This window comes from Hymenobacter sp. YIM 151500-1 (assembly GCF_025979885.1).
In the GTDB taxonomy this organism is placed as follows: domain Bacteria; phylum Bacteroidota; class Bacteroidia; order Cytophagales; family Hymenobacteraceae; genus Hymenobacter.
The window spans coordinates 4,182,849-4,204,540 of the sequence record NZ_CP110139.1; the positions used below are offsets into that span (position 1 = coordinate 4,182,849).

The window sequence follows — 21,692 nt, forward strand, 5'->3', positions numbered from 1 at the left end:
GACGAGGCTACTCAACTGCCAATCATTACTTCCTCATTATTAATTCTTAATTCCCCGTGAATACCGCCGGCCGCTTTTCCAGGAAGGCGGAGGTGCCTTCGCGGAAGTCTTCGGAGGCGAAGCAGCGGCCGAAGGCGGCCACTTCGGTCGGGTAGCCGGGCCGCTCCGGGTCAAAATAGGCATTCACGCAGTCGATAACCTGGCCCAGAGCCAGCGGGGCTTTGGTAAGGATGCGCGTGAGCAGCTGGGTGGTGAAGGCCATCAGCTCGGCCTGGGGTACTACGTGGTTTACGAGGCCCAGGCGCAGGGCCTCGTCGGCCTTCACCTGGTCGGCGGTGAGCATCAGCTCCAGGGCCTTACCCTTGCCCACCAGCTGGGTGAGGCGCTGGGTGCCGCCGTAGCCCGGAATCAGGCCCAGGTTTACTTCGGGCTGGCCAAAGCGGGCGTTGTCGGAGGCAATGCGCAGGTGGCAGGCCATGGCCAGCTCGCAGCCGCCACCGAGGGCAAAGCCATTCACGGCGGCCAGCACGGGCTTGGGGCTCTCCTCAATCAGCCGAAATGCCTCCTGGCCCTGCGCCGAGGCGCGCCGGGCCCCGGCCTCGTCCAGCTGGCTCAGGGCAGCAATGTCGGCACCGGCTACGAAGGCCTTCTCCCCGCTGCCCGTCAGGATGATGCCCCGCACGGCTTGGTCATCAATAGCCTGGCGCACGGCCGCGTGTATCTCGGCTATGGTGGCCGCATTCAGGGCGTTCAGCTTTTCCGGGCGGTTCAGCGTGATGGTTAGAATGCCGGTGGCGGCGTCGAGCTGGTAGAGAAGATTGGAGAAAGTGGCCATGCAGAAGCAGAGAAGAAGTCGGTGGGAACGGCGGTAAAGATAAAGTGAAAAGCCGCCGCCATTTGTCCCCCCAACCCGGCGCCTGCCACGTTAGGCGCCTGATGCAGCAGGTTAAGTGAAAAAGAGCGCCTCAACCTATTGAAACCGAATAGCTTGGGAGTGCTCAGACAGTAGGTGCGAGGAATGGGGAAAATTATATATTTACCAGTGCCGTCCGGGCACTTGTTTCACCTAAACTCCTTCTCGATATGGGCTTTGTTTCCGAATTCAAAGAGTTTATCGCCAAAGGCAATGTGCTGGACCTGGCCGTCGGCGTCATTATTGGCGGGGCCTTCGGCAACATCGTGAAGTCGCTCACCGACGATATTCTGATGCCCATCCTGAGCCTGCTCACGGGTGGCCTCGACTTCAAAGACTGGTTTTTGGCTCTGGATGGCACCACCTACAAAACACTAGAGGAGGCCAAGAAAGCCGGCGCCGCTACCATCAACTACGGGCTGTTCCTGAACGCCGTCATTACCTTCCTGCTGATGGCCTTTGCTATTTTCTGGCTGGTGAAGCTGGCCAACCGCTTCAAGCGGCCCCAGGAAGTTGTAGCCGTAGACCCCGGCCCCACCAAAGACCAGGTGCTGCTAACCGAAATCCGCGACGCCCTGCGCAACCGGAGCTGACCGGCGGCGCTCCGTGCTCCGGGTTTTCACGGCGCTGAAAAGCGTTTTAGCAGGCCATTACCGGGGCCAGGGGGCTTGGAATTGCCTTCGGGCTACCGGAGCCAAACCGATGTGGAAGAGAAGTACGTACTTTGAACTAACTTCTCTGAGGGCCCGTTGCCGCGCTATACTCCAGGGCAGGATGGCGCAGTTGTTGCCGTTGGCCGTCCATTATTGCTGCTTGTTACCTTCTCCACTTATGAAACAGCTTCTCGCCGCTACGGCAGTTGCCGTCGTTGTGCTGACTGCCGCTCCGGCCCGCGCCCAAAGCTCCGTTAGCCCCGACAACATCGGCCAGCCGCGCTCGGCCACCGAGTCTGCTCCGCGCAAAAAACGCAAATCCTCGCCTACGGATGTTGCCCGCATGCAGCAGCGCATGAGCATGAACCCCGACGAGGTGAAGCGCGACCAGCAGATGGAAATTCTGGAGGCCCGCTCCGGCGCCACCGGCAACACCAGCTTCAACCGCTCGGCGGGCCCGGCCCGGCAATTCGACAAAGGCAGCGGCGGCTTTACCGTGCGCAAGTTCAAGGACAATCGTATTGGCACGGCCCGCCAGAAGCGCGGCCAAACCCGCCCCGCCGGCTACGTCGACCCCAAAGGCAAGCCGCTCAAGCACAAAAAGAAAAAGAGCTTCCTGTCTTTCCGATAAGAACACTACCCCATGAAAAAAGCCCCGCAGCAGCGCTGCGGGGCTTTTTGTTTCTTCGGCGCAGAACACGAGGCCACCGTTCGCCCCCGGACGCTTCCGAAGAAACCAGGTAAGCGGCCCTACCTTTTCTGGTCCGGGCTGCCGGCTGATGCAAAAGAATACGGAGGTAAAGCTAACTGCCCACCCGCCCTTCGTCAACCGCATAAGTATGTGAGAGAAGGCCTTGCATTAAGCTCTGTAAACAGCAAGTCGCCTGACTTTCATGCTCCATCTGGCGTCCGCTGGTCGAAGCATCTCTACTGGGGGTAACTCCAATCGTGAGGACGAAGCGGGAGAGATGCATCGACCAGCGGACGCCAGATGGAGCAGGACGGTCTTACTGCTTTCTATCGACCCTAATACATCCGGATGGCTCCCAGCTCGGCATTGGAGCCACCCTTATACGCAAACAGCCCCGGCTGCCGAGCCGGGGCTGTTTGTGTAATATACTGGGAGTGGGCCGCTGCTTACAGCGTCCGTTTCACTTCCTGTTCCTCGAAGCCTTCGATGTTGTCGCCTTCGCGCAGGTCGTTGAAGCCCTTGAGCGAAATACCGCACTCGTAACCCTGGCGTACTTCCGACACGTCGTCTTTGTAGCGCTTGAGGTCCTGAATGTCGCCGGAGTGCACCACGATGCCGTCGCGCACGAGGCGCACCTTGGTTTTGCGGGTGAAGGTACCGTCCGTCACCATGCAGCCGGCAATGGTGCCGACCTTGGTGATGTTGAACACCTGGCGCACCTCGGCGTTGGCCACCACCACTTCCTTCACCGTCGGGGCCAGCATGCCTTCCATGGCATCCTTCACCTCGTTGATGGCGTTGTAGATGATGGAGTAAAGGCGGATGTCAATCTGCTCCTGCTCGGCCAGCTTGCGGGCACTCTGCGAGGGCCGCACCTGGAAGCCGATGATGATGGCGTCGGAAGCCGAAGCCAGCAGTACGTCGGATTCCGAAATGGCCCCCACGCCTTTGCTGAGGATGTTCACGGCCACCTCCGGCGTGCTCAGCTTCAGCAGCGAGTCGGCCAGGGCTTCCACCGAGCCGTCCACGTCGCCTTTCACAATCACGTTCAGCTCCTTGAATGAGCCGATAGCCAGGCGGCGACCGATTTCGTCCAGGGTGATGTGCTTCTTGGTGCGCAGGCTCTGCTCGCGGGCCAGCTGCTGGCGCTGGGTGGCCAGTTCGCGGGCTTCGCGCTCCGTTTCCATCACCTGAATCTTATCACCCGCCTGCGGGGCACCGGTGAGGCCCAGCACCTGCACGGGCGTAGCCGGGCCAGCCACTTTCATCTTCTTGCCGCGGTGGTCGGTCATGGCCTTCACGCGGCCGAAGTGCGGACCCGCCAGCACGATGTCGCCTACTTCCATGGTGCCGGTTTGCACCAGAATCGTGGTAACGTAGCCCCGGCCTTTATCGAGCGAGGCTTCAATGACGGTGCCCACGGCGTTGCGGTCAGGGTTAGCTTTCAGCTCCAGCAGTTCGGCTTCCAGCAGCACCTTTTCCAGCAGGTCTTCCACGCCCAAACCGGACTTGGCCGACACTTCCTGGCTCTGGTACTTACCGCCCCACTCCTCCACCAGAATGTTGATGGCCGACAGCTCCTCGCGGATTTTGTCGGGGTTGGCCGCGGGCTTGTCAATCTTATTTAGGGCAATGACGATGGGCACGCCGGCCGCCTGTGCGTGGTTGATGGCTTCCTTGGTCTGCGGCATCACCGAGTCGTCGGCGGCCACCACGATGATGGCAATGTCCGTGACTTTGGCACCGCGGGCCCGCATGGCCGTAAAGGCTTCGTGACCGGGAGTGTCCAGGAAGGTGATGCGCTTGCCGGAGGCCGTGGTTACGTCGTAGGCGCCGATGTGCTGGGTGATGCCGCCGGCCTCACCCTTGGCCACGCTGGCGTTACGGATGTAGTCGAGCAGCGAGGTTTTACCGTGGTCGACGTGGCCCATGATGGTGACGATGGGCGCGCGCGGCTGCAAATCTTCCTCGTCGTCCTCAATATCAATGGTCGTTTCCTCTTCCTCGGCGCTCAGGAATTCCACGTCGTAGCCAAACTCGTCGGCAATGACGGTAATGGCTTCGGCGTCGAGGCGCTGGTTGATAGACACGAACATGCCCATGTTCAGGCACACCTTGATAACCTCGTTCACCGATACGTCCATGAACGACGCCAGGTCGTTGGCCGAAATGAACTCAGTTACCTTGAGAGTTTTGGCATCCAGCTCGTTCTGGGCACGCAGGGCTTCCCGGTCCTCCGCAGCCATGTTGCGCTTGTCGCGGCGGTACTTGGCGCGGTTCTGCTGCTGACCCCGGCCGCCGCTGAGCTTGGCCAGCGTAGCCTTGATCTGCTCCTGAATCTGCTTGTCGTTTTGCTCCGGGGTAAGCGCCGGCGCTGGTTGGCGGTTGCCACCCTGGCCCTGGCCCGGACGGTTTTGTTGCCCACCGCCACCGGGGCGGTTCTGCTGGCCGGGACCACCGCCGGGGCGGTTTTGCTGGCCGGGGCCGCCGGGGCGGTTGCCGCCTTGCTGTCCGGTGCCAGCCTGTTGCTGGCCGGGGGCCGCGGGGCTGTTCATCGGAATGCGCTGGCGCTTCTTCTTGGCATCGGGGCCGAGGCCGCTCTTACGCACATCCGAAGACGCCACCGGGCGGGCACCACGCCCTCCACCGCCGCGCCGCGACGAATCCAGGGGCAGCTCAATCTTGCCCAGCACTGTCAGGCCTTTCAGCTGGTCGGCTTTGGCCACGATAGTACTATCATCGTTGCTGCTAGTGGCCGGCGCAGATGCCTCAGCCGTTACGGGAGCCGGGGCCGGAGCAGGGGCCGGCTGCGGAGCCGGGGCAGCTGGCTTGGGCGCTTCAGCCACGGGTGCTGGGGCCGGCTGCGGAGCCGGGACTGGAGCAGCCGGTTTGGGTGCTTCTACAACAGCAGCCGCGGGAGCAGCAGCAGGAGGAGCGGGTCTTGGGACTTCAGCTACGGGAGCCGGGGCCGGCTGCGGGGCCGGGACTGGAGCAGCCGGTTTGGGTGCTTCGGCCACTGGCGCGGGGGTAGGCACCGGGGCCGGAGCGGGCTGGGGAGCTGGGGCCGGGCGGGGCGGCACCGGACGGCCTTTGGCGTCTAGCTCAATCTTGCCCAGCACTTTCAAGCCGGGCGTTTTGGCGGATTCGGCAGGAGCGGGGGCAGCCGCAACTGGTGCCGGCTGCGGAGCCGGCGCGGCCGGCTGGGGCGCCGCTGGTTTGGCGGCGGGAGCGGGTGCAGCAGTGCCATTAGCTGCCTTGGGAGCCAAGGCAGGCTCGGCTGGCCGGGTTTGGGCAACGGCCTCCAGCTCGCTCTGGCGCTTGGCCTGGCTGAGCTTGGCGGCTTCCATCTTATCCTGCGCCGACGATTCAAAGGCCTTGTTGAGCAAAGAAACTTGCTCCGGCGTTAGCTTGGTCGTCGGTTTGTTTTCGATGATGTGCCCTTTTCCCGCCAGAAAATCCACAATCGTGGATAAGCCAACGTTCAGGTCTTTGGCCGCCTGATTCAGCCGTTTGGTTGCTGCTTCCGCCATTCTATGCTCGCGAACGATACTCGTATTCAGTTGCAAAGGTACTACTTTAAATCTTGCCGGGCGGCGCTAAAATCAAGCCGCCTGGCTTGGTTTTAGCGCCTTTGCCGTACCGGCCGCCGCGCACTCATTGCGCGTCGCCGGAATTTTGTTCTTCCTCGCTGGAGTTGTCGTTGTCCTCAAACTCCTGGCGAATCACGCGGAACAGCTCTTCCACGGTTTCTTCCTCCAGTTCCGTGCGGCGCACGATATCGTCTTTGCTGACGGCCAGCACGGAGCGGCCGGTATCGAGGCCGATTTTCTTCAGCTCGTCCAACACCCAGCCGTCAATCTCATCCTGGAATTCGTCGAGGGCAATGTCCTCTTCGTAATCTTCGGCTTCGCGGAACACGTCGATTTCCATGCCCACGAGCCGCGAAGCCAGCTTGATGTTGGCGCCGCCCCGGCCAATGGCCAGTGATACCTGGTCAGGCTTCAAGAACACCGAAACCCGGCCAGTTTGTTCGTTTATCTTCATCGACCCGATTTTGGCCGGCGACAGGGCCCGGGCAATGTACAGCTCCAGGTTGTCGGTGTAGTTGATGATGTCGATGTTTTCGTTTTCCAGCTCGCGCACCACGGCGTGAATGCGGGAGCCTTTCATGCCCACGCAGGCGCCCACGGGGTCAATCCGGTCGTCGTAGCTTTCTACGGCCACTTTGGCCCGCTCGCCCGGCTCACGCACAATGTTCTTAATGGTGATGAGGCCGTCGTAGATTTCGGGCACTTCCTGCTCCATCAGGCGCTCCAGGAAAGCCGGCGCGGCCCGCGAAATAATGATTTTAGGCGTGCCGTTGATAACTTCTACGCGGTGCACCACGGCGCGCACGGTGTCGCCCTTGCGGTAGCGGTCCTTCGGAATTTGCTCGCCCTTGGGCAGCACCAACTCGTTTTCGTCTTTATCGAGCACCAGGGCCTCGCGGCTCCACACCTGGTACACTTCGCCTACCACCACTTCGCCCACCTGGTCTTTGTAGGCTTGGTAGAGGTTGTCGCGCTCCAGGTCTTTTACGCGCTGAATGAGCGTTTGGCGGGCCATAAGCACGGCGCGGCGGCCGAAATCTTCCAGCTTTACTTCCTCGGCTACCTGCTCGCCAATCTCGAAGTCGGGCTCAATCTTCTGGGCTTCCGACAGCGGAATCTTGTCGTGGTCCCAGATATCCTCCGAGTTGTCGTCCACGATTTCGCGGTTGCGCCAGATTTCCAGGTCACCCTTGTCCACGTTGATGATGACGTCGAAGTTGGCGTCGTCGGTGTACTTCTTGCGAATCATCGTGCGGAACACCTCTTCCAGGATGCTCATCATCGTGGGGCGGTCGATGTTCTTGGACCGGGCGAATTCGGCAAATGATTCAATCAGGACGTGACTGTTCATTTTACTTAGCTTCTAGCTTCATGCTGCAGGCTGCAAGCAGCTTACCGGATGAAGGTTGGGTGAATAATAAAAAGCTTGAGGCTTGGAGCTAACAGCTGGCAGCTTATTTAAACGAAATAACCACCTTGGCTTCTTTGATGTCGTCGAAGGCGACGAAAGCGAGCGGCAGGGTTTTCTTTTTGTTTTTCTCTTTTACTATTTCGGCCAGCTGAATGCCGGTGGCTTCGGTGGCTTCGAGCGTGCCGGTTTTTTCGGTGCCGTCGGCCATTTTCAGGCTGAGCGTGCGGCCGGCGTGGCGCGTGTACTGGCGCGGGTCGCGCAGGGGCTGGTCGGCGCCGGGCGAGGTGACTTCCAGCGTGTAGCTGGCGTCTTCGCCGTAGGCTTCGTCCACGCGGCGGGCCAGGCGGCGGCTTACCGAGGCGCACTCATCAATGCCCACGCCCTGCTCGCCGTCGAGCGTGACCGTTACTTTGGGCCGGATGGCGTCAGATACCGTCAGGTCCACAACGAACAAGCTGCCATCGGTGGGCAGGCTGTCCTGAAGTAAGTCTAACAGGCGGGCGCGGTCAAGTTTCATAGCGGTGGCACCGGGTGATAAAAGAAAGAGGGGACTATCCGTCCCCTCTGTCGTGTTGTCGTTTGCTGGTGCAAAGATATAGGTTTAATTGTCAGATTGCAAGGTAGGGACGTAGGGGCTTGGGGGCTTAGGGTCCTAGATGATATTCGGCTAGGCGCTGTCATCGTGAGCTTGTGAACCGAAGGAAGACGGAGCCAAGGACCCTCTCACGCCTGGACGGTTGTCGTTCTGTGGTTTTAGCCCGCAGAGGACGCAGAAGCTTGCGCGGAAGACGCAGAGCTGTTCTGTCACTTATCGTTCTAGCCTGATAAGGTCTTTGCCTCACTCTACTAGAACATCCACTAAGACCCTAAGCCCCCAAGCCCCTACGTCCCTGACTTACCTCTTTATCTCCACCCAGCCTTTTGCCGTGCGGCCTTCGGCGTCTTTCAGGTGGTAGTAGTACACGCCGTCGGGGAGGTTGGTGCCGCGCCAGTCGTTGCGGTAGTTGTCGGTTTCGTAGAGCTTGCTGCCCCAGCGGGTGAAGATGCGCAGCGTGGCGGGCTGGCAGCTAAACAGGGGCACGAAGGTTTCGTTTTTCGTGTCGCCGTTGGGGGTGATGATGTTGGGCACAAACACGGGGCCTACTTTCACCGGCGCAAAGCGCGTTTCGACGGAGCAGCTGCCGTAGCGGGCAGTAAGCTTGACGAGGTAGGTGCCGGGCTTCTCGTACACGTGCGTGGGCTTTTCTTCGGTAGATATGGGCGTCTGGTCACCGAAGTCCCACTCGTAGGTGCCGCCGGGCAGCACGGAGGTGAAGTGGGCCGTGTACGGGGCCAGCCCGGTGTACTGCGGAGCCGTGGTGCACACGGGCATGGTCAGGGGAAAATCAATGGTCGGGGCCGGCGCCAGTGTAATCAGGCGGGTAGCCGAATTGGAGCAGCCGTTTTGCACTACCGTGTACCGGAGCGTAATTTGAGCGCCTTTCAGGTTGGTATTCGGGGGCGTAAACAGGCCGCCGGGCGTGACGCCGGTACCGCTCCAGGTGCCGCCGGCCGGTGTAGCCCCGGTAAGCTGAAATGCTTGAATTTCGGAGGCGCAGCGCGTAATGGGCGGGCCCGCGTTGACGGTGGGCAGGGCGTTGACTACCACCGACTGCGTGCCCGTGCCGCAGCCCAGGGTATCGGAAAGGGTGTAGGTGATGCGGTGGGTGCCCACGCCCGCCTGGGCCGGACTGAACACGCCCGCCGCCGTCATGCCGGGGCCGCTCCAGGTGCCGCCCGCCGGCGAGGCCTGCATGTTCACCGGGCCGAAATCCACGCACCGGTCGGGTACGGCTGGGATGGTAACGGCCACGTCGGGCATGACGGTGATGCGCAACGGCCGGGTGCTGACGCAGATGCCGGTGGTAGCCACGGAGTAGGTCAGCACGTTGCGGCCCACCAGGGCGGCGGTGGGAGTGAAAACGTAGCTGCCGCTGGCCGTGCGGCTTACGCCGGGGCCTCGCCACTCGCCGCCGGCTGGCTGCCCGCCCAGCGTTACGGGCCCGCCGCCCACGCACACGTAGCGCGAGGGGCCGGGGTTGGCCACGGTTAGGGCAAAATCAAGCTTGAAGGCTGCGTTGTTGCAGTTGGAGCTGGCGTTGCGGGTGCTGTAGGAGTTGGCGCCGGGCGGCACGGGGAAGCCGGAGGTGCCGCCGCAGCCCCCGCACACGGCCTGGTACACGGCTCCGCGCTTGTCGAAGCGGGAGGTGCCGCCGTCCACGTGCTCCCCGCGGCCCCCGTTTTCGCCGTAAAACGTGGCGTACTCCAGGCGGGTAAGGCCCGCCGAAAACTGCGCCAGGTAGAAGTCGGAGCCGTCGGTGCGGCTCTGCACGGCGTCAGTCGTAACGGCCAGGCCCGTGGTGGTGCTGTTCCCGTAGCCTTGGTTGGTGCTGCCGCCCCAGCCGCACACGTACACCCGCTCACAGTCGTCCACCAGAAACGCCGTGGGCGAGAAGTCGTAGCCCGGCCGGGCCACCCCGAACGTGGTGCTGTACTCGGTGCGGGCCAGCTCGGGGTCCAGCTTCTGAATAAACTGGTGGGCGCCGCGCACCCCGTAGCGCCCGGCCGTGACGGGGTAGTTGTCGGAGCTGGTGTGGCCCAGCAGATACACGTTGCCGGTGACATCCAGCTCCAGAAAAAACACCTGGTCGTCGGCCGCGCTGCCCACGTAGGTAGCCTGGCGCAGGGTGGGCGCGTCGGGGCTTAGGCGCACCACAAAGCCGTTGCGCCCGCCGGGGCTGGTGCGTTGCAAAGCGCCGGCGGTGGTAGGGAAGTTGGTGCTGGCCGTACCGCCGGCCACGTACACGCTCCGGTCGGCGGCCAGCTTCACCGAAAACGCCGCGTCTTCGCCGCTGCCGCCCAGGTAGGTGCTCCACGTCAGGCGGTCGAGGGCGCGCGGCAGGCGGCACACCACGGCATCCGAAGGGCCGTTGAGCGTGCCCTGGGAGGCAGCTTGCAGCGGAAAGTCGCTGCTTTGGGTGGTCGTGGACAAGTACACGTTGTTGTCGCCATCGGTAATGACGTCGCCCCGGAACTGGTCGCCGTAGCTGTTCACCAGGCCCGCGTTGAGGCCATCGTTGCGGGTGCCGCCCAGGTAGGTGGCGGCCACCAGGCTGGTGCCGGCGGGGCTGAGCGTAGCCACAAACAGGTCGGAGCCGTTGGGGTAGCCCATTTGGCCGGTTACGCCCGAGCCGAGCGGACCAACGCCCGGTCCGCCCCGGAACGTCCGCTGCACGGCCGTGCTCGACACCGGGAAGTTGCGCGAGCTGGTAGTGCCCAGAATCACCAGCTCATTGCGGTTGTTGACCACGAGGCTGTGCGGGGCGTCGGTTTCGGAGCCGCCCAGGTAGGTGGCGTACAGCCGGGCCGAGGGACCCGTTACGGAGGTGCGGTACTTGATAATGGCTACGTCGCCGGCCCCGCCGAAGGTGGTTTGGTAAGCCCCTGGCGAAACGGGGTAGCCCGGCGCAAAAGCCACGCCGCCGGAGTAAAGGTTGCCTTCCTGGTCGTAGGTAGCCGTGAAGCCCCAGTTGTCGCCGGTGGAGCCCGTAAACGACGAAAACACCACCGTGGGGTCGATGATGAGGGGCTGGCGGCGGTTGTAGGAGCCCAGCCGGAAGCTCACCACGCCCTGGCGCAGCTGGAAGGAGCAGGCCACCGGGGTCCGCTCCCCGCTGGCGCTTACCTGCCAGGCGCGGGGAGCCTGCTCGGTCACGTCGCCCACGGAGGTGCGGATGCGCAGGCTGCCTTCCGGGGTCAGCTCCAAGCCGGCCTGGCCTTGGTAGCGCAGCCGGATGGCTTCGGGCTTTGCCCCGGCCGCCACTAGGAAGTCGTATTCCAGCTGCTGCTGGCTGTTTTCGTAGAGCTTCACATCAATACCCGGATACACGGCCGCGTAGCTGGCCTGCCGGAAGCCCGGCACCTGGCTGGCCCAGTGGCCGGCATCGTTGCCGAGAAAGTAGCTGCGCACCTCGGCCGTGGGCTGAGTGCCCTGCACGGTAGCCTGGGCGTTGCCACCCTCAAAGGCCACGGTGTAAGCGTGCCCGCGCAGCATTTCGGTGGGAGCGGGGGCGTGGTCGTGGGCGGCGCGCAGGGCGGCCGGGTCCACGAACGTGTAGGTGAAGCCCGTGCTGGTCAGGAACAGGCGGCCCGCTGGCAGGGCCGCGGCGTAGCGCACCCGGCTGTCCCACTGGCCGCGGTTTTCGACAAACTCCAGGCTGGCTGCGGGTAGAGGCGCGGCGGCCGGGCGCGGGGCGGCAGTCAGCAGGGGGCTGGCGGCCAGAAGCAGGGAAAGAAAGGAAGTAAGACGTTGAATCATAACTAGAGCAGGACGATAAATAAAGGACAAGGTACTGAATAGATGCGGCGTATCGGCAAAAGGTGGGCTGTATTCTGGGCTGCGCCGTAACCTCTACCTTTGTCTTCTGCACTTCCCTTCCGCAATCCAGATTTTTCGTGCGTCGTTCGTTTGCCTTTAAGTGCACCGTGCTCGTGATGCTGTGGGTGCTGGTGGCTATTGCCTGCGCCCAGGTGCCGGCCTACACCTTCTGGCCCGCAACGTTTGGGGCTCTCACGCTGCCAGTGGCTTTGGCGCTTAATCTGGGAGCGGTGCTGTACTGGCTGCTGCGGCGCTGGACGGTGGCCTTGCTGCCCCTGGCGCTGGCCGTACTTACGTGGCCTCACTTTCAGCGCGGGCTGGCCGTGCACCCGCTGCGCGTAGCCCCGGCCTCCGGCGCAGTGGGCCCCCAGGTGAAGGTGCTGTCAGCCAACGTGCGCATCTTCAACGTGTACCCGCAGCTGCGCGACGCCGACCTGGGTTCCTCGCGCCGCATGGTGCAGTGGGTGGCCGAAAACCCCGCCGATATCCTCTGCCTCCAGGAGTTTTACAACGAGCCGGCCGGCGCCCGCACCCGCGACGGCGACGTGTTTCGCACGGTAGATAAGATCGGGCGCCAGAGCAGAAGGCAGGCCTTTGTGTCGAAGACGCTGACCAACAGCATTGGGGCGGAGTTTGGCCTGGCCATCTTCTCCCGCTTCCCGATGGTGGGCCGGGGCACCGTGCACTTTGGCCAGCTCACCCAGAACCACGCCATGTGGGCCGACCTGCGCCTGCCCCAGGGCGACACCATCCGGGTGTACAACTTTCACCTGCAAAGCATGAGCCTGGAGGAGCAGGATATTGTGGACAGCTACTCCAGCCGGTCGGGGTTTCGGCAGAAGGGGCTGAGCCTGCTGCGCCGGTTTAAGCGCGGGGCGGCGGCCCGCCACTGGCAGGTGGATACGCTGGTGCGCCGCTTCGAGCGGTGTCGCTACCCCATTCTGCTCTGCGCCGACCTCAACGACCTGCCCTACAGCTACAGCTACGACCAGCTAGCCGACCGATTCCAGAACGGCTGGGCCACCGTAGGCAACGGCGTGGGCCGCACTTACAACGGCCGCCTGCCCTTCGTGCGCATCGACAACCAGTTTGCCAGTCCTCACTTCACCGTCGACGACTTTTGGGTGCACTACGAAATTCCTTACTCCGACCATTTCCCCACTACGGCCACCTACCGGCTGAACTCCAAACCGACGGGGCCGCAGTAATTGCCCTGTTTGAGTGCAGGGCATTGCATGGTGTAGCTATTTAGGAGGTCGTTTAAAAGATGCTTCGACAAACTCAGCATGACCGTTCATCAATTTCCTAAACAGCTTCGGGGTAGTGTTGACGATGCAACTAATAATAAGTCAAGAAAGTGGGCATCCAAGCTGCTGTAGCACCTAACCTACCCTTTTATTTATACCAGTCAACGCGGCGGACATACTTCCAACTGAACTTTTTATGCTGCCCTTGGTAAGTTTTGTACTGATTGAACTGGGTTTTAAACTTTGTTGCGGCTTTGTTGAGAGTTGAGCGTCCAAGTGGAGCTGGTATAAAAGAAAAAATGAAAGGCAAAACGCACCTAATTGGTAGAGGTGCGAAATCAAGCTACAGGAACGTATTCCGTTCAAATACATGATACTTTTGCGGCCATGCAGCATCCTCTCTCGCTTTATAATACCCTTACCCGCCGAAAAGATATCTTCACTCCGCTCAATGCTCCGTTTGTGGGCGTGTACTTGTGCGGGCCTACGGTGTACAGCGAGGCGCACGTGGGCAATGCGCGCGGGCCGGTTATTTTTGATGTGCTGACGCGCTACCTGCGCCACCTGGGCTACACCGTGCGCTACGTGCGCAACATCACCGACGTGGGCCACCTGGAAGGCGACGCCGACGAGGGTGAAGACAAAATCAGCAAGAATGCCCGGGCTCGGCAGCTGGAGCCCATGCAGGTGGCCGAGCAGTACGCCCACCTCTACCACCGCCACATGGAGGCCCTGGGCTGCCTGCCGCCCGACATCGAGCCCCGCGCCTCGGGCCACATCACCGAGCAGGTGCAGATGGTGCAGGAAATCATCGACAACGGCTTTGGCTACGAGGTGAACGGGTCGGTGTACTTCGACGTGCCGGCTTACAACGCCGCCGGCCGCGCCTACGGCAAGCTCTCGAACCGGGTGGTGGAGGAGCTGCTGGCCGGCTCCCGCGACAACCTGGCCGGCCAGGATGAAAAGCGCAGCCCCCTGGATTTTGCCCTCTGGAAGCGGGCCGATGAGCGCCACCTTATGCGCTGGCCCTCGCCCTGGAGCGAGGGATTCCCCGGCTGGCACCTGGAGTGTTCGGCCATGAGCCGCAAGTACCTGGGCGCCGAGTACGACATCCACGGCGGCGGGCTGGACCTGATGTTTCCGCACCACGAGTGCGAAATTGCCCAGAGCCAGGCCTGCCACCGCCCCACCAACGAGGCGCGGGTGTGGATGCACAACAACATGCTGACGGTGAACGGGCAGAAAATGAGCAAGTCGCTCGGCAACTTCATTACCATCTCGGAGCTGTTCAGTGGCCAGAATGCCACGCTCACCCAGGCCTACTCGCCCATGACCGTGCGCTTCTTCCTGCTGCAAGCCCACTACCGCAGCCCCGTCGACATCACCGACGACGGCCTGCAAGCCGCCCGCAAAGGCTACCGCAAGCTGATGAACGGCCTGCGCCTGCTGGACAAGCTGCACCTGCCCGCCGGCACTGAGCGGGCCGCCGACACCACGGCCGCCGATGCCGAGCTGCGCAAGCTAACCCAGGACTGCTGGCAGGGCCTCAACGACGACCTGAACACGGCCCGCACCATTGCCAGCCTGTTTAACCTGCTGCGCAAGCTCAATGGCTACGCTGCTAACTTGCCCACGCTGGCCCAGGTGAGCGAGGCCGCTTTGCAGGAAGCCACCACCGTGTTTCGTACGCTGGTGCAAGAGGTGCTGGGCCTGCACGACGAGCCCCGCGCCAACGCCGAAGACCTGCTGAGCCTGACGCTGCGCTTCTACCAGGAAGCCAAAGACGCCAAGGACTATGGCAAGGTGGACGACATTCGGGCGGCCCTTAAAACCCAGGGCATCGTGGTGAAAGACACGAAAGCCGGAGTAGACTGGGCCTACTCGGAAGAGTAAAAATGTGGTGTAAGCTTAACTTCGTTTTCTTTCGGTTTAGCTTGCACCGTCGTCCGTGTAAGTCAGCTCAATTTACAGTATTTGACATTGCGCTGCCCTTTGACGGCGCACGCTCCAAAGCCCACAAAGCTTACGCCACATGAAGCTCTTCCGCCTGGCTCCGGCCGCCCTGGCCGCCCTGCTGCTCACGGGTTGCCCCGCCAAGAAAGACACCGCCGAAACCGAAACCACTACTACCCCCGCGGCTGCCACGCCGGCCGTGCCGGCCTTCAACGCCGACTCGGCCTACGCCTACGTGGCCAAGCAAGTGGCCTTCGGGCCACGGGTGCCCAACAGCAAGGCACACGTGCAAACCGGCGACTGGCTGGTGGCCCGCTTCAAAGCCCTGGGCCTGACGGTGCGGGAGCAGCCCTTCGAGGCTATGGCCTTCGACGGCAACATGCTGAAGTCGCGCAACCTCATTGCCCAGTACCAGCCCCAGGCCCCGCGCCGGGTGGCCGTCTTCACGCACTGGGACACGCGCCCCTTCGCCGATAAAGACAAGCAAAACAAAAACGCCCCCTTCGACGGCGCCTCCGACGGGGCCAGCGGCGTGGGCATCGTTCTGGAAATGGCCCGCATCCTGGCCGCCCAGCCCGACTCCTTGACCCCTGGTGTGGGCGTGGATTTTATCCTGTTCGATGCTGAAGACTACGGCTACGACGCCGCCACCCAGGGTGAGAAGAAGAACCTGCTGAACGGCCAGGAAACCTGGTGCCTGGGCTCCCAGTACTGGGCCAAGAACGTGGTGCCGGCCGGCTACAAGCCCAACTACGGCATCCTGCTGGACATGGTAGGTGCCAAGGACGGCAGGTTCAACCGGGAAGGCATTTCAAGGAAAAAAGCCCCCGACGTGGTAGAGAAGGTATGGAACACGGCCGCCGAGCTGGGCTTCTCCGACTACTTCCAGTTCACCAATAGCCCCACCCTCACCGACGACCACGCCTTCACCAACGCAGCCGGCGTGCGCACCATCGACATCATCGACTTCCTGCCCAACGGCGAGTTCCGCCCCTACCACCACACCACCCAGGACAACCTGAGCATCATCGACCGGCGCACCTTGAAGGCCGTAGGGCAGACGGTGCTGACCACGATTTATAAGGAGTAAAACATAAAGGCTCCAGCAAACAGGAAGCTCCGGCAGCGTAAGTTGCCGGAGTTTTTCATGAATTGCTTTTCATATAATCCTGTTTGATGCCTTTACTGAAGGGGATGCTGGTCAGTTTGAGCCTGCTTGTGAGCATCGCGGCGACGACGCAGCCCGCCACCCGCATTGCTGTCGTCGATGACTTTGGGCAGCGCGTCAGTGTGCGGGCTTGGGCGGGGCGGCCTTACCGTGTATCGGTTCGCATCAAGGTAGATACTACGCAGTCGGGCGGAGCGGCTGCCTGGCTGCTGGCTTCGGTGCAAAGAATCAGCAAAAAGTCTGGCAACTTCGCCGCCGTGCCTCACAAAGCCGTGGCCAATACGTGGCAGACCTATACCGCAACGGGGAAGCTCGACCGGGACGCCGATTCGCTAACTATCGTGGCCGGTTACCACCTAAACGGCCGGTTTGAGTTCGATGACTTCCGACTGGAAGCGCAGCAGCGCACTGGCCAGTGGCAGCAAGTGCCGCTAACCAACGGCAGCTTCGACGACCCAGCGCCCCTCTTGGCGACAGGGACACCGGTGGGTTGGCGCAACTTCGGGCCGCCCGTGCAAGGTTTCAGCCGGCAACTGACTACTGATAGCACAGGCAACCGGTAATTTGTCCGTCCAAGGCCGTGGTATCGTGTGGTACGGCCGCAACCGGCCGGCCGGGCACCGCGCCACCGTCAACGGCGTATCGTATTACTACGAAACGTACGGCGCGGGCGAGCCGCTACTGCTGTTGCACGGCAATGGCGAGTCCATCAGTAGTTTTCAAAATCAGATTGCGGCGCTGGCCGCGCACTACCGCGTTATTGCCGTTGACACCCGTGACCAGGGCCAGTCGGACCGCAGTACGGGGCCGCTGAGCTACAGCCTGTTTGCCGATGACCTGCACGCGCTGCTCGATACGCTCGGCATCCCGGCTGCGCACCTCGTTGGCTGGAGCGACGGCGCCAATACCGGCCTGAGTATGGCGCTACGCTACCCTGCCCAGGTGAAAAGTCTGGTGATGATGGGTGGAAATCTGTACGCTGACACTACCGCCGTAGAAGCCAAGGTGCTGCGTCAGGTGCGCCAGGACCGTTTGCTGTGCGCCGTACTGAGTCCGTTCAAACAAGACTTCCGGCGCGGCCGCCGCCTTACTACCATGCTCCTAAAGCATCCTCAGCTAAAACCGGAGCAGTTACGGGCCGTGACGGCCCCGGTGCTGGTGCTGGCCGGCGAGAAAGACATCATCAAAGAAGTCCACACCCGCCTGATTGCTCAAAGTATTCCTAAGGCGCAGGTGGTCATTCTGCCTGGCCTTACCCATTACGCTCCGCAGGAGAACGGCCCGCTGTTCAATAAAACGGTGCTGGATTTCTTGCAAAGCACAGCGGCCACCAAATAAGCATACACGGCTTCTGTCCCGTTTAGCGTTGGAGGCAGACTACCTGAATAGTCTGATGCTACACGTTGACGATTTGCAACTGGAGGCAGAGATACTGCCGCTCTTCAATTACACGTATAATTCTGAGGCCGAAGCTGTTCTGCATCAATTGCTGCGGGAGTTGCCCGCCTCTGCGGAACTGGTAGCGGAGAAGCAAGGCATTGTGCAGGGCTTTTTGGCTAACTGGACCGTGCTAGCGGACTTTTCCTACCCGAAAATCCACTTACAGGAAGTGCGGGCCTTTTTGCTGGAAGTTAGCAGCGGCCAAATTGCGCTGGAAACCAACCGGGCCAGAATGGCGGCCAAGCTGCTGTTTTCGGAAGAAGAGCGGTACAAGACCCGAGCCAAGTACGGGCAGGTTATCCTGTTTCTGCAGCGGTTGCAGCAGCACTACCTGTCCCGGCTCGACCTGGCGGCTTTTCCTGGCAGCTTCCGGCCGCAGCTGACGAGGCTGGGACATTTTCTGGAGCGGTTTGCTTTGGCGGATAGCGCCCAGGCTATTCAGGAAGATGCGTTTTCCGCGGCGCTCATGGTGCGCTTCGCCCGCCAGCTTCGGGCAGTGACTCCGGAGCAGATGGCCGAGTTTTGGGAGGCCTTCTACCAGTTTGAAGCGTATTGGTCGATAGCCAAAGGCACTCGGGAATTGGGCTTTACCTTCCCGGTTTTCCGAGAGGAGGGGCTGAACTTGGTGGAGTTTTACCACCCGGTGCTGCGGCAGCCGGTGAAGAATACGCTGGTACTCCACGGCGACGAGCACGTGGTGCTATTGACCGGGCCGAATATGTCGGGCAAATCAACACTGCTAAAGGCCGTGGGCCTGTGCGTGTATCTGGCACACGCGGGGCTAGCCGTGCCCGCTGCTACGTGCGAACTGCCCTTCTTTCACTCACTGGTCATCGCCATCAACCTGCGCGACAGTCTGCGCGACGGCTACAGCCATTTTATGGCTGAAATTCAGAAGTTGAAGCAGGTACTTCGGGCAGCGCAGGAGCCCGGCCGCACATGTGCCATCTTCGACGAGCTGTTTCGGGGCACCAACATGGACGATGCACTGGAAATCACCCGCGCTACAGTGAGCGGACTAGCCGGCTTTCCGCGTTCCTATTTTTTCATCTCTACCCACTTGCTTCAGCTCGAACAACAGCTTCCCCGCGAGCCAGCTGTCCGCACTTACTGCATTGAATGCATCTTACAGGATGGGCTACCGGTGTTTTCCTACCGCTTGCAAGCCGGCTGGTCAAATCTGAAAATTGGTCGGCTTTTATTTCAAAAAGAAGGCTTATACAGCTTGTTACAGTACAGCGCAGCGAAACAGGCGGCAACTGCGCTGTCAGGAAAACCAGAGTAGAAGTCGGGCTTCTAAAAAGTGAACCTAAAACACGGTTAGAGCTTGCGAAAAAGCTGAGCATGACGGTCATCATCTAAAAGCTTCGACACGCTCTCAATGAACAAACTATCCCAGCAGCTTATAGTACACCACCGTGGGCTGCAACGACCCATCCGCTACGCGGGCGAAACGCGGGATAACGCCGGCTGCCACATAGCCCAGGCATTGGTACAACAGTTCGGAGGGGGCGCCTTGCAAGGTGTCCAGGACCAGCGTAGTGCGGTGTTGCTGGCGGGCCAGGTCTTCCACCGCCTGCATCAGGTGGCGGCCGATGCCCCGGCGCTGGGCCCGGCGATGCACCAGGAGCTTGGCTACTTCGGCGCGGTGGGCGGCATTGGCTTTGGTGGCCAGGTGCAGCTGCACCGTACCTACTACCTCACCAGCTTCTTCCGCTACCAGCAGCAACACGTGGCCCGCTACCAGGTCGTTTTGTAGGCTGCGCCAGTAGTGCTGCGCCTCGGTAGTGGCCAGGGGTGGCAAAAAGCCCACCGAAGCGCCCGAGTCAACGGCATCTTGCAGCAGTTCGGTCAGGGCGTCGAGGTGCCGGGGAAACTCAGCTGCTGGCAGAAGGCGGATAGATGAGGCCATTGCGGAAGGACGAGAGGCTACGCGTATTCGAGTTGCGCCCCGTTGGCACCTACCACCAGCCGGGCCGGCCGGCCTACTACCAAGGCCCTGTTTTCTGCTTCGTGCCCGATGGGGAAGCCGTGGGCCACGGGGAAGTTGTACTTAGCTACCCGTTCCATGATGATTTCGTGGGGCGTCTGGCCGTAGGGCACGGCGTTGTCCTGGGGGTTGGTGAAGTGGCCCACCAGCAGGCCGGCCAGGCCCGCTAGCTTGCCGGTACGGTCCAGGTGCACCAGCATCCGGTCGATGGCGTAGAGGTACTCGTCGATGTCTTCCAGAAAGAGGATGCGCCCGGCGGTGGGCACGTCGGAGCGGGTGCCGGTGAGGGTTTGCAGCATGCTCAGGTTGCCGCCCACCAGCTCGCCGGTGGCCGCGCCGGCGCGGTTGAGCGGATGAGCCGGCACCGCGTAGCTCACCTCCTCCCCAAACAACGCCTGCCGTAAGCTGTCCAACGATTCCTGCCCGCCTTCCTGATGGAACATAAGGGGCATAACACCGTGAATGCTCTGGAAGCCCAGCCGCAGCAGGTGGCAGTTGAGGGTGGTAATGTCGGAGAACCCGGCCACCCATTTCGGGCTTGCAGCGAGGCGGGAAAAGTCGAGCTGGTCGATGATGCGGGGGGTGCCGTAGCCGCCGCGGGCGCACAGGATGGCCCGGATGGCGGGGTCGTCGAGCTGGCGCTGAAAGTCGCGGCGGCGCACCTCGTCTTCGCCCCCGAACTGGTGGTGCGCCACGTTGGTGCTTTCGCCCAGCACTACGCGCAGCCCCCAGCTTTCGAGGGTGGCTACGGCCGCGGCCAGCTCCTCGTGAGAAGCTTTACGGGCGGGACAGACGATGGCAACCTGGTCGCCGGAGCGGAGGGGGGGAGGGGCGGTAGTGGGCATGGGCAGCATAGGTGAGCCGCAAACATACGCAGCACCCGGTGTGCATCCCTGGGAACTAACCAGCCAGCACAGCTGGAAATCTAGCCCGAACTTTGCGGCGGCCTGCCTGGGGTTCTTCAGTATGCTTGTGCGCTTGCTTTTCGTTTTTCTGCTGACCGTGCTGCTGGCTTCAACTGGCTGCTTGGCGCAACCTGCTTTTCCTATAGACACCACCCGCGGCCGGTATCATCGGCCGGTGTTTCGGCAGGTGCAGGTGCGGCGCAACGTGGAGTTTGCGCGCGTCACCACGTTGCTGGGGCTGCCGCAGACCTTGTACCTGGACGTGTACGAGCCGGCCGGCGACACCGTGCGGCGGCGCCCGGTAGTGGTGCTGGCCCACGAAGGCGGCTTCCTGACCGGCACCCGCGACGACGCCGTAATGACCGACCTGTGCACCCGCTTGGCTCGCCTGGGCTACGTGGCCGCCACCATCGACTACCGCCTCTACTTCTTTCCTTTCGACACCGTGGGCATTGGGCGGGCCGCCATTCGGGCTACTCAGGACATGCGGGCAGCGGTGCGCTTCTTCCGCCACGATGCCGCCACGGCCCGGCGGTTTCGGGTGCACCCGCAGTACGTGTTTGTGGGCGGGTCGTCGGCCGGGGGCTTCATGGCCCTGCAAACCGGCTACCTGAACAAGCCCACGGAAGTGCCCGCCTACCTCGACCTGGCCGCCCTGGGCGGACTGGAAGGCAGCGGCGGACACGCCGGCTACAGCAGCCGCCCGCGCGGGGTCATCAACCTGTGCGGAGCCCTGGCCCGAGCCAGCTGGCTGGAAGCTGGCGACCCGCCCCTGTGCAGCGTGCACGGCACCCGCGACGGACTGGTGCCCTACGGCCGCGGTACCATCGGGGCCCAGCTGCCGCCCCAGCTGGTGCACGGGAGTGGCGCCCTGCGCACCCGCGCCAACGCCGTGGGCGTGCCTAACGTGCTGCGCCGCCTGCGCGGAGCCGGCCACGTGCCCTACTCTTTCGAGCCTACCTACCTGGACTCGATATTCCTGGCTACGCGCGACTTTCTGCGGCCCCTGCTGGGTGCCGGGGCCCCCGGTCCGCTGCTGGCCGCCGCCCTCAACCCGCGCCGCCTGGCCCAGCCCACCGCCGCCCTGCTGCCCCGCCGCATCGGCCTGCGGGTACCGGCTGACTCCGTAGCCTTGCCCAGCCTGGGCCTACTGCAAGCCCTGCCCGACTCAACGCAGCGTATGGCGCCACTGGAGCCGGCTACCACCGGAGCCGCGCCGCCGAGGTAGGACTTTACCCCCCGGCCCCGCCACTGCTGCATGCGCAGTATCCCGCGGAGAAGGAGAGCCAGACGCCAAGTCGTGCTACGCCGCCT

16 protein-coding genes are annotated in these 21,692 nt (G+C 62.4%); 9 read left to right on the forward strand and 7 right to left on the reverse strand.

The genetic code is table 11. The annotated features are described in order from the left end of the window. Nucleotides 1-46 precede the first annotated feature (46 nt). The gene (locus OIS53_RS17355) at nt 47-835 is read right to left on the reverse strand and encodes an enoyl-CoA hydratase/isomerase family protein (protein ID WP_264679838.1); all 789 of its coding nucleotides are present in this window, start codon (nt 833-835) and stop codon (nt 47-49) included. 248 nt (nt 836-1,083) lie between these two features. Here OIS53_RS17355 and mscL point away from each other — a divergent pair, with 248 nt between their 5' ends. Both mscL and OIS53_RS17365 read left to right on the forward strand, forming a co-directional pair. Next, the gene (gene mscL, locus OIS53_RS17360) at nt 1,084-1,506 is read left to right on the forward strand and encodes a large conductance mechanosensitive channel protein MscL (RefSeq protein ID WP_264679839.1); all 423 of its coding nucleotides are present in this window, start codon (nt 1,084-1,086) and stop codon (nt 1,504-1,506) included. Between the two features lie 238 nt (nt 1,507-1,744). Then, nucleotides 1,745-2,197, forward strand: coding sequence for a hypothetical protein (locus tag OIS53_RS17365; protein WP_264679840.1), 453 nt, complete (start codon nt 1,745-1,747; stop codon nt 2,195-2,197). Nucleotides 2,198-2,703: 506 nt separating this feature from the next. Here OIS53_RS17365 and infB read toward each other — a convergent pair. The 4 genes from infB to OIS53_RS17385 all read right to left on the reverse strand — a co-directional run bounded on the left by infB (nt 2,704) and on the right by OIS53_RS17385 (nt 11,615). Then, nucleotides 2,704-5,787, reverse strand: a complete 3,084-nt coding sequence (gene infB, locus OIS53_RS17370) for a translation initiation factor IF-2 (RefSeq protein ID WP_264679841.1) — start codon at nt 5,785-5,787, stop codon at nt 2,704-2,706. A 124-nt stretch (nt 5,788-5,911) separates the two neighbouring features. Then, the gene (nusA, locus tag OIS53_RS17375; protein ID WP_264679842.1) at nt 5,912-7,198 is read right to left on the reverse strand and encodes a transcription termination factor NusA; all 1,287 of its coding nucleotides are present in this window, start codon (nt 7,196-7,198) and stop codon (nt 5,912-5,914) included. Nucleotides 7,199-7,301: 103 nt separating this feature from the next. Next, entirely contained in the window at nt 7,302-7,775 is a 474-nt protein-coding gene (locus OIS53_RS17380) for a ribosome maturation factor RimP (protein WP_264679843.1), read from the reverse strand. A gap of 378 nt (nt 7,776-8,153) precedes the next feature. Continuing rightward, nucleotides 8,154-11,615 carry a DUF7948 domain-containing protein gene (locus OIS53_RS17385; protein WP_264679844.1) on the reverse strand — a complete coding sequence of 1,154 codons (3,462 nt, stop codon included), beginning with the start codon at nt 11,613-11,615 and terminating at the stop codon, nt 8,154-8,156. Between the two features lie 137 nt (nt 11,616-11,752). Here OIS53_RS17385 and OIS53_RS17390 point away from each other — a divergent pair, with 137 nt between their 5' ends. From OIS53_RS17390 to OIS53_RS17415, 6 genes are all read left to right on the forward strand, one after another. Beyond that, a complete protein-coding gene (locus OIS53_RS17390; RefSeq protein ID WP_264679845.1) occupies nt 11,753-12,883 on the forward strand; it encodes an endonuclease/exonuclease/phosphatase family protein in 1,131 nt (376 codons plus the stop codon). A gap of 426 nt (nt 12,884-13,309) precedes the next feature. Further along, on the forward strand, nt 13,310-14,815 hold the full coding sequence (gene cysS / locus OIS53_RS17395) for a cysteine--tRNA ligase (RefSeq protein ID WP_264679846.1): 1,506 nt from the start codon (nt 13,310-13,312) through the stop codon (nt 14,813-14,815). Between the two features lie 139 nt (nt 14,816-14,954). Then, entirely contained in the window at nt 14,955-15,965 is a 1,011-nt protein-coding gene (locus OIS53_RS17400) for a M28 family peptidase (protein WP_264679847.1), read from the forward strand. Nucleotides 15,966-16,051: 86 nt separating this feature from the next. Continuing rightward, nucleotides 16,052-16,606, forward strand: a complete 555-nt coding sequence (locus tag OIS53_RS17405; RefSeq protein ID WP_264679848.1) for a hypothetical protein — start codon at nt 16,052-16,054, stop codon at nt 16,604-16,606. A 1-nt stretch (nt 16,607) separates the two neighbouring features. Then, nucleotides 16,608-17,381 (forward strand): alpha/beta fold hydrolase, encoded by a 774-nt coding sequence (locus OIS53_RS17410; RefSeq protein WP_264679849.1) that lies wholly within the window; start codon nt 16,608-16,610, stop codon nt 17,379-17,381. Between the two features lie 613 nt (nt 17,382-17,994). After that, nucleotides 17,995-18,768 (forward strand): MutS-related protein, encoded by a 774-nt coding sequence (locus tag OIS53_RS17415; RefSeq protein ID WP_264682388.1) that lies wholly within the window; start codon nt 17,995-17,997, stop codon nt 18,766-18,768. Between the two features lie 105 nt (nt 18,769-18,873). Here the strand turns inward: OIS53_RS17415 and OIS53_RS17420 are convergent, their stop codons facing one another. Both OIS53_RS17420 and OIS53_RS17425 read right to left on the reverse strand, forming a co-directional pair. Next, complete coding sequence (locus tag OIS53_RS17420) at nt 18,874-19,395, reverse strand: GNAT family N-acetyltransferase (protein WP_264679850.1); 522 nt, start codon at nt 19,393-19,395, stop codon at nt 18,874-18,876. Nucleotides 19,396-19,412: 17 nt separating this feature from the next. After that, nucleotides 19,413-20,318: a S66 peptidase family protein gene (locus OIS53_RS17425; RefSeq protein ID WP_264679851.1), complete on the reverse strand. Its 906-nt coding sequence runs from the start codon at nt 20,316-20,318 to the stop codon at nt 19,413-19,415. 133 nt (nt 20,319-20,451) lie between these two features. Between OIS53_RS17425 and OIS53_RS17430 the strand changes: the two genes are divergently transcribed. Further along, on the forward strand, nt 20,452-21,606 hold the full coding sequence (locus OIS53_RS17430; RefSeq protein WP_264679852.1) for an alpha/beta hydrolase: 1,155 nt from the start codon (nt 20,452-20,454) through the stop codon (nt 21,604-21,606). Nucleotides 21,607-21,692 lie beyond the last annotated feature (86 nt).